We start from the raw sequence: 13,219 nt of genomic DNA on the forward strand, positions 1-13,219 counted from the left end.
CTCAGCGCTGCTCCTGCGGTACCCAGCGGGGGAAACGGCGCATCAGCGCGCCGGCAGCCCACCAGGAGGCGATTGCAACGAGAGCACCCGCATATCCATCCACGGCATAATGCCAGGCCAGCAGCACCGAGCCAATCATGATCACCACCGAGAACCCGATCATGATGCGCCCCAGCAGGCGGCTGTACTGATAGGCGTAAAGCGTCATCAGCACGGTCGAGGCCACATGCATTGAGGGGAAGGCCGAGATCCCGTTCAGACCGGCCGGGCCGCTGTAGAACCACCACAGGGCGTCCTGCGGCTCCAGCACTGTGATCGGCTGGGTCTTGGCATGTTCCAGCAACAGTTGCATCAGCGGCACGAAATCATCGCCAAAGCCGAACCGCTCGTAATAGGCCGGGCCGACCGATGAGAAGAGGGTGGCCATCAGGTTACCACCAAAGCCCCAGCAGAACATGAAGGCAATGAAATAGCGGATCCGGTCGCGGGGTCTGGCAAGGCTGAAACAGGTGAAGATCAGGCTGAAATACAGCAGGAACATCCAGAAGTTATAGGAGCCGGTGAAGAGGGTCACGACCAGAGGATGCCCGAAGACCGCATGCAGTGCGACGCCGGGATCGATGCCAAAATGCAGGAAGCGGTCGAGATCGGCAAAATACGGGTCCCAGGAGAATGGATTGATGATCGGAATGATCTTCTTCAGCTGGGCGAAAGAGGCCATGATCGCAATGGCGATCATCAGGCTGATCGCGCCGGTCACGATACGCTGCGGATCGGAAATGGCCTTCCGTATATCCTCTTTGAACCAGGTCTTCTGATCAGCGGGCTTTACCACACAGCGCATATGCAAAAAGCGCCACAGCAGCACGAGATAGATCATGCCTGGGACCTGGAGGAGGAACTTCCAGAACAGGATCAGACCGACCTGGGTGTCCAGTTCGGGCGCGTAGATCTCGGACAATCCGATCGCAATGGCGGCATAGATCGATACCAGGGCGACTAACAGCCCATGTTCGCGCAGGGTGGGCAGAACCAGCGGGGCGAACTTTCCTTCAGAATAAATTCTTGTATGTTGCATAACCGGCCTGTCGTGAGGTGAACAATCAAGTACCTCACACGCCTTTGTGTCGCGAAAAGGGCGAAAACGGGGTATGCCGTTTTCGCCCTTCAGCTTCAGTTCTCGGGAGCGTTCGCCTCTCAGCTGCGCGGATAAAGGCCCTCATAGATCGGAACCAGGGTTTCGGTCTCGAACAGGGACGAGACCGACATGCCGCCCCAGATGTTCAGGACAGCCTGGGCAAACATCGGTGCGGTCGGCACGATGCGGATATTCGGGCAGTTCAGCACGGCATCGGTCGGTGCGATGGAATCGGTGATCACCAGCGATTTCATCACCGACTTCGTCACCCGCTCGACCGCCGGGCCCGAGAGGACGCCATGGGTGATATAGGCATGAACCTCGGTTGCGCCGGCATTGATCAGTGTTTCGGCCGCTTTGCACAGGGTGCCGGCGGTGTCGCAGATGTCATCGACGATGATGCACTTCTTGCCGCTCACATTTCCGATCACTGTCATCTCGGCGACTTCGCCGGCCTTTTCCCGGCGCTTGTCGACAATGGCGAGCGGCGCATTGATGCGCTTTGCGATCTCACGCGCGCGCGCCACGCCGCCGACATCGGGCGAGATGATCATCACATCATCCAGCTGGCCTTTGAAGTGATGCTCTATATCAAGCGAGAAAATCGGGCTGGCATAGAGGTTGTCGACCGGGATGTCGAAAAAGCCCTGGATCTGGGCGGCATGCAGATCAAGTGTCAGCACGCGGTCGACGCCGGCGGTCTGGATCAGGTTCGAGACCAGCTTGGCCGAGATCGGCGTGCGCGCCTTGGTGCGGCGGTCCTGGCGGGCATAGCCGAAATAGGGAATCACGGCGGTGATCCGCGCCGCCGAAGACCGGCGCAGCGCGTCAACCATGATCAGAAGTTCCATCAGGTTGTCATTGGCCGGGTTCGAGGTCGGCTGGATGACATACATATCCTCGCCGCGCACATTGTCGAATACTTCGACAAAGATCTCCTGGTCATTGAAGCGCTCGACCCTGGCGTCCACCAGGCTGATCGACATGCCGCGATGCATAGACATGCGGCGCGCGATGGATTTCGCGAGCGGAAGGTTGGCATTACCGGAAATAAGTTTCGGCTCGTTGATGGCGGCCATGATCTGGGGCTCCGTGTGGGCAGCGGAATCGGATGCGCGCGGGATAGCACCGAGGGAAGGCCGGGCAAAGGGGCGCGGCGTGCAATCCGGGGCTGCATATGGCCATGCTGTCACGAAAATGCCAAATGACGCATGTTCGCAACTGCGAACGGCCCATCTGAGACCGCAATGAGGATCCCATGACCCTGTCTGACCGGCGCGCTGACCCCATCCTGCACAGAATCGCTGGCCATGAAACGGCGGTGCGGCGCTTCGGATCGGGGGCGCGCCCGCTGCTGGCGCTGCATTGCAGCCTCGCGCATGGCGGCGCCTGGGCGGGGCTGGCACAGCTCTTGCCGCAGGTGACGGTCACGGCGCCCGACCTGCCGGGGCATGGGCAAAGCGCGCCGCCCGGGGCGGATCTGCACGGGCTCGCAACCGCGATCGCGGCAGAGCTTGCGGCAGAAATCGGGGGCGGGGCGCCGGTCGACCTGATCGGTCATAGTTTCGGGGGCACTGTCGCTTTGCGCCTCGCGCTGGAGCGTCCCGACCTCGTGCGCAGTCTGACCCTCGCCGAACCGGTGCTCTTCGCCGCGGCAAAGGGGACGCAGGCTTTTGCTGAGAACTTTACGGCGCATGAGCGGGTGACTGATCTGGGCGCGCAGGATATCGACGCGGCGGCGGTGCTGTTTCACAGGGCCTGGGGCGGTGGCATCCCCTTTGCCGCGCTGCCCGAACGTCAGCGCCGCTATATGGCAGATCGCATGTATCTGGTGTTTAATCTGAACCCGATCCTGATGGAGGATGCGGCGGGGATGCTCGCGCCGGGCCGGCTCGAGGCCTTGCAGATCCCGGTCCTCCTCGCCGAGGGCAGCGAGAGCCCTGCCATCGTGCCGGCAATCCTGGATACGCTGGCGGCGCGTATCCCGGGTGCGCGACGGATCCGGGTCGGGGGGGCAGGCCATATGCTGCCACTGACCCATCCCGAGCCGATTGCACGCGCAATGCAAGAGCTGCTGGCCGACGGCTGAGGGTCGGTCAGTTCTTCAGATCAGGGCGAGAAACCGGTCCACATCGTCCGGCGTGGTGGACCAGCCGGTGACGAGCCGCGCGCCCTCGTAACCGGCGCCATCCTCAGAGTAATAGCTCGCCCCGGCAGTGCGGAGCCGGTCGTGCAGACCGCTCTCCCAGGTTGTGAACATCAGATTGGCCTCGACAGGGCCCCGCAGCGAGACGCCGGGCTTTGCAGTAAGCCCTGCGGCAAGCCGTGCCGCCATGCTGTTGGCATGGGCTGCAAGGTCGAGCCAGAGCCCATTCTCAAGCCAGGCCGACATCTGGGCCGCCAGAAAGCGGTGTTTCGACAGCAGATGCCCGCTGCGCTTGCGTCTGAGCTGGAATTCCCAGGCGCGCGACGGATTGAACAGAACCACCGCCTCGACCCCCATACAGCCGTTCTTGGTGCCGCCCAGCGAGAGGATATCAACACCCGCGCGCCAGCTCAGATCGGCCGGTGAGGCGCCTGTCGCCACCACCGCATTGGCAAAGCGCGCGCCATCGAGATGCACCGGCAACCCGAATTCACGCGCCACGGCACAAAGCGCCGCGGTCTCGGCAGCGGTATAAACCGTGCCGGCCTCGGTGACATTGGTCAGCGAGACCGCGCCGCGCTGAACGCTGTGCACGCCGCCCGTGCCATGGGCCGCGATCACGGCCCGCAGGGCGTCGGGTGACATGCGGCCATGCGCGCCGGGCACCGGCACCAGCTTGGCGCCATGGGTGAAAAACTCGGGTGCGCCGCATTCGTCCCGGGTGATATGGGCCAGCTCATGCGCGAAAATCGCGCTCCAGGGCGCGGCAAGCACCGCCAGGGACAGCGCATTGGCGGCGGTGCCGGTCGGGACCAGCGCAATTTCGGCCTCGGGCGCGTCGAATACCTCGCGGATCTGCGCGGTCAGCCGCGATGTCAGCGGGTCATTGCCGTATCCGGGCGCCTGGCCCTCATTGGCGCGAACCATCGCCGCCATGATCTGCGGCGCCACGCCGGAGCAATTGTCAGAGGCGAAATGCATCACTCTTCCTCGTCGAGCAGATAATCTTCCCAGTCTTCCTCGGGAACCGTCAGCTCGGATACGGTCTGCCCCCGGATCGTCGGGCCGAGCGTATGGGTGCTGTCCGGATCGCCTGTGACCAGCGGGTGCCAGTCGGGAAGTGGTTCGTTATAATAAAGGCGCTTATAGGCGCAGGTTTCGGGCATCCAATACGCGGATTTCGCCAGCGTTTTCGGCGTCAGGAATACGCATTCCGGCACATGTTTCTTGCGGTTGGGGTAATCCGAACACAGACAGGTCGCATTGTCGAACAAACGGCAGGCGACACGGGTAAAGACCAGCTCGCCCGTATCCTCGAATTCCAGCTTGTTCAGGCAGCATTTGCCGCAGCCGTCACAAAGCGCCTCCCATTCGGCAGGCGTCATCTTGGTGAGCGGGACGGTTTCCCAGAAACGGGGGCGCAGGCTGGACATAGGCGCTATTTGATCCCGCTCACCGCGAATGGAAAGGGGGGCGCAAAAATCTTTGCAGATTTTTGGGCCGGTTTCTGCACAGAAACCGGGGCGTCAGCCTGCAGCGAGCGCCGCCCGCGCCTGATCACAGTCCTGGTTCATCTGGGCAATCAGGGCCGGCAAACCGTCGAATTTCAGTTCGGGCCGCAGGAATTCCACGAGCGCCACCGAAAGGTGGCGGCCGTAAAGGTCCCCTTTGAAATCCAGCAGATAGGTTTCAAGATTCGGCGCCACGCCGTTGAACATCGGCCGCACACCGAGGCTCGCGGCCCCCATATAGCTGCCTTCCTGTGGGCCCGAAAGCACATCGACCCTGACGGCATAGACCCCGAAGCGTGGCAGATGCAGCCCGGTCAGATCCATATTCGCGGTCGGGAAGCCCAGCTCGCGGCCCCGTTTCTCGCCATGGATCACCGCGCCCTCGATCCGGTGCAGGTGCCCCAGCATTGCCGCTGCATCGCCCGGTCGCCCCTCGCTCAGCGCATCGCGGATCGCGGTCGAAGAAATGCCGATCCCGCCCCGTTTCAGCAAAGGCGCGATGGTGGTGGTAAAGCCATATTTCTCGCCCAGCCGTTTCATGTCTTCGGCGCGGCCGGCGCGGCCCTTCCCGAAACAGAAATCCTCGCCGATCACCACATGGCTGATACCAAGGCCCTCGGCCAGCACCTTATGCGCGAATTCCTCGGGCGTCAGTGCCGCGAGGCCTGCATTGAAGGGCAGCTGGAACAGATGTTCGACCCCGAGCTTTGCCAGCCGGTTCGCCCGCGCCTCGGCATTCATCAGCCGGAACGGGCCCGCATCGCGCTGGAAGAACTGGCGGGGATGCGGCTCGAAGGTCACGATGCCCAGAGGCGCCGGCCCCCGGGCCAGGTCGATCACCGCCTGATGCCCAAGATGTACGCCATCGAAATTGCCAAGGGCGCAGGAGGTTCCACGGCCCGATGCGTCAAGCCAGTGCCAGTCCTGATGAATCTGCATTCTTCCCCGCAGGCGTTTCGGCCACGGCGCAGATCATCTGGCCTCAGATTGTCCTGCGTCAGGCCCGGTCAGTCGAATTTACGGCTTGGCGCCAGAACGACGGCCTCACCCTTCAGGACCGTTGTTTTACCGACAGATGCGGTGGTTTCAAGGGTAACCCGCCGTTTCGCGTGATCAATCGCCAGGACCGTTACTTCCGCGGTCACCATATCGCCCGGGCGGACGGGGGCCATGAACTTCAGGCTCTGGCCCAGATAGACGGTGCCATGGCCGGGAAGCTGTTCGCCGATCACCGCCGAGATGAGACCCGCCGTCAGCATGCCATGCGCGATGCGACCCTGGAAAATCGTGTCCCGGGCATAAGAATCATCCAGGTGCACCGGGTTGCGGTCGGTCGAGACCTCGGCAAACAGTTCGATATCGCGGTCGGTGATCTGTTTCGTCAGGCTGCGGCGCATCCCGATTTCGAGATCCTCGATACAGATCGTGCCGCGCGGCTGATTATGGCTGTGGTCAAACATCATGGCTGATCCTGTGGGGACGAATCCTTTCCGTCAGCCACAGGATTAGCAGATGCTGCGGCGCAGAGCAATCTGCGGCGCAAGTAATTTACGATTGCGCATCTTGAAACGGAATTAAATTACCAACTCAATTCCTTGCGCGGGCTCAGGCCAATGCGGGAATCGCAAAAAGCGGCGCCTGTTGCTGCTCCGTGAGCCAGGCGTTCAGCCGCGCCGGGTCGGGATGCTGCGCATCGGAGCCGAATTCTTCGGCATGGATTCCGCCGGTGATGAACAGCGCGTCCAGATCCTCGGCCCCGGCGCCCCGGATATCGGTTGGCAGCCCGTCGCCAATGCAGAGGATGCGCATGTCATCGCGCCCGGTCAGCGCAGCCAGCCGGCGGCGCGCCAGATCATAGATCGGCGGATGCGGCTTGCCGAAATACAGCGTCTCGCCGCCCATTTCCTCATAGGCCTGGGCCAGCGCACCGGCGCAATAGATCCGCCGGTCTCCCCAGTCGACAATGATATCGGGATTGGCACAGAGCATTTTGAGCCCGTTGGTTTTCGCCAGCAGCAGCTCGGCCCGGTAATTGGCGGGTGTCTCGGTCAGGTCATCCCTGAGACCGGTGCAGACGATGCCCTCGGCCTCGGCCAGCGGCACGAGGGTAATCGGGGCCTCAACCGCCGCCAGTCCGGCAAGATCGGCGGCAAAGGTGGTGAAAAAGGACATGTCCTTTTCCGCGCCAATATGAAACACGCGCCGCCCGACCGCGCCGGTCAGGAGCCCGAACTGCGCCGCATCGCCCGAGGTCGCAATCTCGTCCCAGGCATCGCGCGGCACGCCGATCCGGTCGAGCTGCGCGATCACCGCCTCTTTGGGGCGCGGCGAATTGGTCAGAAGCAGCACCGTCACCCCGCTGGCCCGCGCGGCCTGCAGGGCTGCGACTGCGGCCGGGAAGGCCACTTCGCCATTATGCACACAGCCCCAGAGATCGCAGAACAGCGCGTCGTAACCGCCGCTCACTTCGGCAAGAGACGGGATCAGGGTGGTCCGGGGCGGCAGAGACATGGAGCGCATCCTTTCAAAAGGCAGGTCAAGGCATAGGCGAGCCAGGCCAGAATGGCAAAGGCCACAATGCTGCCCGCGGCATCGTTGAGGGCGGGAGCGGCGGCTTACGCTTGCTCCTGTCGGAACATGCGCTATAGGACCGAAAGACACCGGCAGAGGGCCGGCTACCACGGGGCCGGCACCCACAGGGTCGGATCCCACAGGGCTGAAACGGGGGCGTCATGCCGGAAGACACCGTAACTGTCGGCATCATTATGGGGTCTCAGTCCGACTGGGCCACGATGAAAGAGGCCGCGCTGATCCTTGATGAGCTGGGGATCCCCTATGAGGCAAAGATCGTCTCGGCCCATCGCACGCCGGACCGGCTCTGGGATTACGGCAAGTCTGCCGTGTCGCGCGGACTGAAGGTGATCATCGCAGGGGCAGGGGGCGCGGCGCATCTGCCGGGGATGATGGCGTCCAAGACCCGGGTGCCGGTGATCGGCGTGCCGGTGCAGACGAAAGCGCTTTCGGGGGTCGACAGCCTTTATTCGATTCTTCAGATGCCGAAGGGCTTTCCGGTCGCGACCATGGCCATAGGCGCAGCAGGCGCGGCCAATGCCGGGCTGATGGCGGCGGGGATCCTTGCCGTGTCAGATGCGGGTATTGCGGCGCGGCTTGACGCCTGGCGGGCGGCCCTTTCCGCCTCTATCCCCGAGGAGCCGAAAGATGACTGACGCGTTGAAGCCGCTGGAACCCGGCGCTGTAATCGGCATTCTGGGCGGTGGCCAGCTGGGACGGATGCTCTCGGTCGCGGCGAGCCGGCTGGGCTATGTCACCCATATTTACGAGCCGGGCGCGGCACCGGCAGGGCATGTGGCGGCCCGCGTCACCACGGCGCCCTATGAGGATCTCGATGCGCTGCGGGCTTTCGCCGAAAGCGTCGATGTCGTCACCTATGAATTCGAGAATGTGCCGACCGCCGCGCTGGATGCGATCGAAGAGGTGCGCCCGATCCGCCCCAATCGCCGGACGCTGGCGATCAGCCAGGACCGGATCACCGAAAAGCAGTTTCTGACCGGCCTTGGCCTGAAAACCGCGCCTTTCGCGCAGGTCGACAGCCATGCCGATCTGGTCGGGGCCGTCGCGCGCCTTGGTGTGCCTTCGATCCTCAAGACCACACGCTTCGGCTATGACGGCAAGGGGCAGCTGCGGCTGGCGCCGGAAACCGATCTCGCCGCCGCCTGGGCGGGCATGGCGGGCGCGCCTTCGGTGCTGGAAGGTTTCGTATCCTTCGAGCGCGAGATTTCGGTGATCGCGGCGCGGGGCGCGGATGGTCAGGTCGCGGCCTTTGACCCGGGCGAGAATGTGCACAGTGAAGGCATCCTGCGGACCACGACGGTTCCGGCCCGCATCTCTCCGGCCCTGCGCAGCGATGCGGTGCTGATCGCAGCGCGGATCCTCAATGCGCTGGATTATGTCGGCGTGATGGGGGTGGAGCTGTTTGTCACCCGTGAAGGGCTGCTGGTGAACGAGATCGCGCCACGGGTGCATAATTCGGGCCACTGGACGCAGCAGGGCTGTGTGGTGGACCAGTTCGAACAGCATATCCGCGCGGTGGCCGGGCTGCCCCTCGGGGATGGCACCCGCTACAGCGATGTGGTGATGGAGAACCTGATCGGCGCCGATGTCGAACGCGTGCCGGAGCTTTTGCGTGAAAGCGGTGTGGCGGTGCATCTTTACGGCAAGGGCGCCTGGCGTCTGGGGCGCAAGATGGGCCATGTGAACCGGGTCGTGAAGGGCTGACCGATCTTTCCTGGTCTTACAGAGGACCTCCGGCGGGAGTGTTCAGATCACGGGAAAGAGGCGGGCGCCGCGCGGGCGAACCGGCCATGGGCGAGGAAATGCAGGGTCTGGCGGATGACGCCGGGTGCGAACATCATCCAGGTATGGCTGACGGGAAGGGTGATATGATCGCTCATGCCTTCAAGCCTGGTGCTGGCGACGCTGACCTTGCCATCATCTTCGCCCGGGATCAGCGATGAGAACCAGGGGCTGACCGAGCGGCTTCCGGCAATGATCCCGAGCGGGTAATTGGCAGGCGGCAGCCGGTTCGGCCAGCTGTCCGGAGCGGTGCCGAGCGAAAGCCCCGCCGGCCCGTTCACCCAGCGAAACGGCGCGAGCGCTCCGAGCCGGTCAACGATTTCCGATCCGTGATTGGGCGGCGCCAGCATCACGACGCGGCCAGGCGGCGGCAGCGCGTTGCGACTGAGCCAGTCGCGCAGCAGGATCCCCCCCATCGAATGGGTGACCGCATGAAGTGGCCGCCCCATCGCCAGCGCCGCGCCCAACTGGCGGTCGAGAAGCGCGGGCAGCGCGGCAACCGCCATCCTGGTCGAGGGATAGGCGATATTCACCACCTCATATCCCGCCGTCTTCAGCCGCAGCGCGATCGGCAGCAGCGAACGCTGTGACCTGGCAAGGCCATGGATCAGGGCCACTGTCTCATGGCGCGCGCGGCCGGGATCAGGCCGCAAAGCCGGCCGGGGCAGGCTGCCTTGCCTCAGCATTCAGGCGAATCCGTATCGCCCTCGCCCCGCGCCTGGCCCTCGCGCGCCGAGCGGGCAAGCGCGATAAACCGGCGGCGGAATTCGGCGATCTCGCGTTCGTCGAGCTCTTCCAGATCCATCAGCGCGTTATGGGCGCCCTGCGTCGCCCGGATCAGCTCGTCCAGCTTCAGCTGGATGGCCGCCGTGTCATGGTCCTGGCTGTTCTGGATCAGGAAGACCATCAGGAAGGTGATGATGCTGGTCGCGGTATTGGCGACCAGCTGCCAGGTGTCTGACCAGCCGAAAAACGGCCCCGTGACGCCCCAGATCAGCACGAAACCGGCGGCCATCAGCAGCGTGGCCGGGCGACCACAGGTTCGGGCGCAGCTTCGGGCGATGGTGGCGTAGCTCATGGTGATCATTCCCCGGGCAACTGGTGATCGGGTCAATCTGGGGCAGAGGACGGCTCTGGACAAGATGCGTATTCCGGACGAGCCTTGCCCGGTTGGTGAGGGGACAGGATGAGCCGCGCATTTGTAAATGAAGACGCCGGAGCGGACCGGCCCGATCTGCCGGAGCTGCCGCTTTCAAAGCACCCGAATTATGTCACCCTGCGCGGGCTGGCGGATCTGGAGGCGCGTCTGGCCGCGCGGCTGCGCGACCTTGCGGCATTGCGGGCGCGGGCAGAGCGGCTCGACAAGCTGCCCGAAGCAGCGGCAGAGCGCGATATCCGCTGGCTCGAGGCGCGGCTCGCTTCGGCGATCCCGGTCGACCCGGCTGCCCAAAGCACTGATGAGATGGCCTTTGGCCTCCAGGCCCGCGTTGCGGATGAGGCCGGCGCCGAAACCCTTTATGAGATCACCGGCGAGGATGAGGCGGACCCGGCGCAGGGCCGCATCGCCCCGCATTCGCCGCTTGCCCGCGCCCTGATCGGCGCGCGAGCGGGTGATGAGGTCACCTGGAGGCGCCCCGCCGGCGATCTGACCCTTGAGGTCCTGGAAATCCGGCGCCCTTCAGGGCCCTGACCTCCTTTTGGCTCAGATATTCCCGTCGGAGGCATTCGCCGCGTCAGCGGTAAAGAAAAGGGCGGCCCGAGGGCCGCCCTTTCCGTATTTCCCAAGAGGGATGGATCAGAAATCCATGCCGCCCATGCCGCCGCCCGGCATTGCCGGAGCAGCTGCTTTGTCAGCCGGCTTGTCAGCGATCATGGCTTCCGTGGTGATCAGGAGCGATGCGACCGAAGCAGCATTCTCCAGAGCGGTACGGGTCACTTTCGCCGGGTCGATCACGCCGAACGAGAACATGTCGCCATATTCTTCGGTCTGAGCGTTGAAGCCGAACGAGGTCGAGGAGGATTCGCGGATCTTGCCGGCAACAACTGCACCGTCAACGCCCGAGTTTTCCGAGATCTGACGCAGCGGAGCTTCCAGCGCGCGGCGGATGATGCCGACGCCCACGTCCTGATCCGAGTTCGCGCCTTTCAGGCCTTCGAGAACCTTGGTCGCCTGAACCAGAGCCACGCCACCGCCGACGATCACGCCTTCCTGCACAGCTGCGCGGGTTGCGTTCAGCGCGTCATCAACGCGGTCTTTGCGCTCTTTCACTTCGACTTCGGTCGCACCGCCGACGCGGATCACTGCAACGCCGCCAGCCAGTTTGGCCACGCGCTCTTGCAGTTTCTCTTTGTCGTAATCCGAGGTGGTTTCCTCGATCTGGGTGCGGATCTGGGCCACGCGGGCTTCGATCTCGGCTTTCTCGCCGGCACCGTCAACGATGGTGGTGTTGTCTTTGTTGATCGAGACTTTCTTGGCGCGGCCGAGCATGTCGATGCCGACATTTTCCAGCTTCATGCCCAGATCGTCCGAGATCACCTGGCCGCCGGTCAGGATCGCGATGTCCTGCAGCATGGCCTTGCGACGGTCACCGAAGCCCGGAGCTTTGACAGCAGCGATTTTCAGACCGCCGCGCAGTTTGTTCACGACGAGGGTCGCGAGTGCTTCGCCTTCGACGTCTTCCGCGATGATGATCAGCGGCTTTTGCGACTGGATCACTGCTTCCAGCAGCGGGACCATCGGCTGCAGCGACGAGAGTTTTTTCTCGTGCAGCAGGATGTATGCGTCTTCGAGATCCGCAATCATCTTGTCAGCATTGGTGACGAAGTAGGGCGACAGGTAGCCGCGGTCGAACTGCATGCCTTCGACAACCTCAACCGAGGTCTCCAGGCCTTTGTTCTCTTCGACGGTGATCACGCCTTCGTTGCCGACTTTCTGCATCGCGTCAGCGATGAAGCGGCCGATGGTGGCCTCGCCGTTTGCCGAGATGGTGCCGACCTGTGCGACTTCGTCCGAGTCCTTGACCGGGCGCGAAGCTGCTTTGATCGCTTCGACGACCTTGGTGGTCGCGAGGTCGATACCGCGCTTCAGATCCATCGGGTTCAGGCCGGCTGCGACCGAACGCAGGCCTTCCTTGATGATGGCTTGCGCCAGCACGGTTGCGGTGGTGGTGCCGTCGCCTGCTTCGTCATTGGTGCGCTGAGCGACTTCCTTGACGAGCTGGGCGCCCATGTTTTCGAACTTGTCCGAAAGTTCGATCTCTTTTGCAACCGACACACCGTCCTTGGTGATGCGCGGAGCGCCGAACGACTTTTCGATCACGACGTTGCGGCCTTTCGGGCCCAGCGTCACTTTGACCGCGTCAGCGAGAACATTGACGCCGCGCAGCATGCGGTCACGAGCGTCGGTGGTGAATTTAACGTCCTTGGCAGCCATTATGCTGTCTCCTTGGATGCAGGTTTCAGGAAAAAGAAAGCGCGGCTCACGGTTCCGAAATCAGATCGGATGCCGGAGCCAGCCCGTCATCACGAGATGATGCCGAGGATGTCGCTTTCTTTCATGATGAGCAGTTCTTCACCGTCAACGGTGACTTCGGTGCCCGACCATTTGCCGAACAGCACGCGGTCGCCGGCTTTGACGGAAGGTGCGATCAGCTCGCCCGAATCCTTGCGGGCACCTTCACCGGTCGAAACGATCTCGCCCTCAGCGGGCTTTTCTTTTGCGGTGTCCGGGATGATCAGCCCGCCCTTGGTTTTTTCCTCGGACTGGACGCGACGGACCAGAACGCGGTCATGCAGCGGTTTGAAAGCCATCTGGTAACACTCCCATGTATGCCAGGTTGTATCTGATCAGCACTCACCCTGGGGGAGTGCTAACGGAACAACAGGTAGGAAAACGCCTCCCCCCTGTCAACCGCTTCCTCTGGCTTTTTATGCGGGGTTTTATGCACGCAGACGTGACAGTTCGGGCGGCCCCGGGAAACACTGGTACAAACATTCGCGGGAACTGCCCGCGTCCTGCCTTGGTCTTGCCGCGCTGAAATGGCAGTCTGC

At 63.2% G+C, this 13,219-nt stretch carries 15 protein-coding genes; 4 read left to right on the top strand and 11 right to left on the bottom strand.

Going from position 1 to position 13,219, the window contains the following annotated elements:
* Position 1: 1 nt before the first annotated feature.
* Together M3484_RS08005 and M3484_RS08010 are read right to left on the bottom strand one after the other, a co-directional pair.
* Positions 2–1,078: a phosphatase PAP2 family protein gene (locus M3484_RS08005; protein ID WP_249496469.1), complete on the bottom strand. Its 1,077-nt coding sequence runs from the start codon at positions 1,076–1,078 to the stop codon at positions 2–4.
* A gap of 119 nt (positions 1,079–1,197) precedes the next feature.
* Positions 1,198–2,208, bottom strand: coding sequence for a ribose-phosphate pyrophosphokinase (locus M3484_RS08010; RefSeq protein ID WP_249496602.1), 1,011 nt, complete (start codon positions 2,206–2,208; stop codon positions 1,198–1,200).
* 188 nt (positions 2,209–2,396) lie between these two features.
* Here M3484_RS08010 and M3484_RS08015 point away from each other — a divergent pair, with 188 nt between their 5' ends.
* Positions 2,397–3,227: an alpha/beta fold hydrolase gene (locus tag M3484_RS08015; protein ID WP_249496470.1), complete on the top strand. Its 831-nt coding sequence runs from the start codon at positions 2,397–2,399 to the stop codon at positions 3,225–3,227.
* A gap of 15 nt (positions 3,228–3,242) precedes the next feature.
* Here M3484_RS08015 and M3484_RS08020 read toward each other — a convergent pair whose 3' ends face one another.
* The 5 genes from M3484_RS08020 to M3484_RS08040 all read right to left on the bottom strand — a co-directional run bounded on the left by M3484_RS08020 (position 3,243) and on the right by M3484_RS08040 (position 7,306).
* Positions 3,243–4,265 carry a threonine aldolase family protein gene (locus tag M3484_RS08020; RefSeq protein WP_249496471.1) on the bottom strand — a complete coding sequence of 341 codons (1,023 nt, stop codon included), beginning with the start codon at positions 4,263–4,265 and terminating at the stop codon, positions 3,243–3,245.
* Positions 4,265–4,717, bottom strand: coding sequence for a YcgN family cysteine cluster protein (locus M3484_RS08025; RefSeq protein ID WP_249496472.1), 453 nt, complete (start codon positions 4,715–4,717; stop codon positions 4,265–4,267). The genes M3484_RS08020 and M3484_RS08025 overlap by 1 nt, the downstream gene beginning before the upstream one ends.
* A 93-nt stretch (positions 4,718–4,810) precedes the next feature.
* Complete coding sequence (locus tag M3484_RS08030; RefSeq protein WP_249496473.1) at positions 4,811–5,734, bottom strand: bifunctional riboflavin kinase/FAD synthetase; 924 nt, start codon at positions 5,732–5,734, stop codon at positions 4,811–4,813.
* A 68-nt stretch (positions 5,735–5,802) separates the two neighbouring features.
* A complete protein-coding gene (locus M3484_RS08035; RefSeq protein ID WP_249496474.1) occupies positions 5,803–6,255 on the bottom strand; it encodes a MaoC family dehydratase in 453 nt (150 codons plus the stop codon).
* A gap of 145 nt (positions 6,256–6,400) precedes the next feature.
* Positions 6,401–7,306 (bottom strand): TIGR01459 family HAD-type hydrolase, encoded by a 906-nt coding sequence (locus tag M3484_RS08040; protein WP_249496475.1) that lies wholly within the window; start codon positions 7,304–7,306, stop codon positions 6,401–6,403.
* A gap of 221 nt (positions 7,307–7,527) precedes the next feature.
* Here M3484_RS08040 and purE point away from each other — a divergent pair, with 221 nt between their 5' ends.
* Entirely contained in the window at positions 7,528–8,022 is a 495-nt protein-coding gene (gene purE / locus M3484_RS08045; protein ID WP_092895346.1) for a 5-(carboxyamino)imidazole ribonucleotide mutase, read from the top strand.
* Positions 8,015–9,091: a 5-(carboxyamino)imidazole ribonucleotide synthase gene (locus M3484_RS08050; RefSeq protein WP_249496476.1), complete on the top strand. Its 1,077-nt coding sequence runs from the start codon at positions 8,015–8,017 to the stop codon at positions 9,089–9,091. The genes purE and M3484_RS08050 overlap by 8 nt, the downstream gene beginning before the upstream one ends.
* A gap of 47 nt (positions 9,092–9,138) precedes the next feature.
* On the opposite strand, the gene M3484_RS08055 is transcribed toward M3484_RS08050, so the two are convergent.
* The gene (locus M3484_RS08055) at positions 9,139–9,855 is read right to left on the bottom strand and encodes an esterase/lipase family protein (RefSeq protein WP_249496477.1); all 717 of its coding nucleotides are present in this window, start codon (positions 9,853–9,855) and stop codon (positions 9,139–9,141) included.
* Positions 9,849–10,247, bottom strand: coding sequence for a low affinity iron permease family protein (locus M3484_RS08060; protein WP_216279305.1), 399 nt, complete (start codon positions 10,245–10,247; stop codon positions 9,849–9,851). The genes M3484_RS08055 and M3484_RS08060 overlap by 7 nt, the downstream gene beginning before the upstream one ends.
* Before the next feature lie 108 nt (positions 10,248–10,355).
* On the opposite strand from M3484_RS08060, the gene M3484_RS08065 reads away from it, so the two are divergent.
* Positions 10,356–10,859 (top strand): GreA/GreB family elongation factor, encoded by a 504-nt coding sequence (locus tag M3484_RS08065; protein WP_092895354.1) that lies wholly within the window; start codon positions 10,356–10,358, stop codon positions 10,857–10,859.
* Positions 10,860–10,964: 105 nt separating this feature from the next.
* Here M3484_RS08065 and groL read toward each other — a convergent pair whose 3' ends face one another.
* Entirely contained in the window at positions 10,965–12,602 is a 1,638-nt protein-coding gene (gene groL, locus M3484_RS08070) for a chaperonin GroEL (RefSeq protein WP_092895356.1), read from the bottom strand.
* 89 nt (positions 12,603–12,691) lie between these two features.
* The gene (locus M3484_RS08075; protein ID WP_092895358.1) at positions 12,692–12,979 is read right to left on the bottom strand and encodes a co-chaperone GroES; all 288 of its coding nucleotides are present in this window, start codon (positions 12,977–12,979) and stop codon (positions 12,692–12,694) included.
* Positions 12,980–13,219: the final 240 nt, after the last annotated feature.

Source organism: Pseudomonas sp. GX19020 (assembly GCF_023371075.1).
Classification (GTDB): domain Bacteria; phylum Pseudomonadota; class Alphaproteobacteria; order Rhodobacterales; family Rhodobacteraceae; genus Pseudogemmobacter.

What these genes read in the sequence shown, in the direction of transcription:
- M3484_RS08065 (WP_092895354.1), top strand. Translation starts at nt 10,356, where the DNA reads ATGAGCCGCGCATTTGTAAATGAAGACGCCGGAGCGGACCGGCCCGAT.
- M3484_RS08020 (WP_249496471.1), bottom strand. Translation starts at nt 4,265, where the DNA reads ATGCATTTCGCCTCTGACAATTGCTCCGGCGTGGCGCCGCAGATCATG.
- purE (WP_092895346.1), top strand. Translation starts at nt 7,528, where the DNA reads ATGCCGGAAGACACCGTAACTGTCGGCATCATTATGGGGTCTCAGTCC.
- M3484_RS08075 (WP_092895358.1), bottom strand. Translation starts at nt 12,979, where the DNA reads ATGGCTTTCAAACCGCTGCATGACCGCGTTCTGGTCCGTCGCGTCCAG.
- groL (WP_092895356.1), bottom strand. Translation starts at nt 12,602, where the DNA reads ATGGCTGCCAAGGACGTTAAATTCACCACCGACGCTCGTGACCGCATG.
- M3484_RS08055 (WP_249496477.1), bottom strand. Translation starts at nt 9,855, where the DNA reads ATGCTGAGGCAAGGCAGCCTGCCCCGGCCGGCTTTGCGGCCTGATCCC.
- M3484_RS08040 (WP_249496475.1), bottom strand. Translation starts at nt 7,306, where the DNA reads ATGTCTCTGCCGCCCCGGACCACCCTGATCCCGTCTCTTGCCGAAGTG.
- M3484_RS08005 (WP_249496469.1), bottom strand. Translation starts at nt 1,078, where the DNA reads ATGCAACATACAAGAATTTATTCTGAAGGAAAGTTCGCCCCGCTGGTT.
- M3484_RS08035 (WP_249496474.1), bottom strand. Translation starts at nt 6,255, where the DNA reads ATGTTTGACCACAGCCATAATCAGCCGCGCGGCACGATCTGTATCGAG.
- M3484_RS08030 (WP_249496473.1), bottom strand. Translation starts at nt 5,734, where the DNA reads ATGCAGATTCATCAGGACTGGCACTGGCTTGACGCATCGGGCCGTGGA.
- M3484_RS08025 (WP_249496472.1), bottom strand. Translation starts at nt 4,717, where the DNA reads ATGTCCAGCCTGCGCCCCCGTTTCTGGGAAACCGTCCCGCTCACCAAG.
- M3484_RS08050 (WP_249496476.1), top strand. Translation starts at nt 8,015, where the DNA reads ATGACTGACGCGTTGAAGCCGCTGGAACCCGGCGCTGTAATCGGCATT.
- M3484_RS08060 (WP_216279305.1), bottom strand. Translation starts at nt 10,247, where the DNA reads ATGAGCTACGCCACCATCGCCCGAAGCTGCGCCCGAACCTGTGGTCGC.
- M3484_RS08015 (WP_249496470.1), top strand. Translation starts at nt 2,397, where the DNA reads ATGACCCTGTCTGACCGGCGCGCTGACCCCATCCTGCACAGAATCGCT.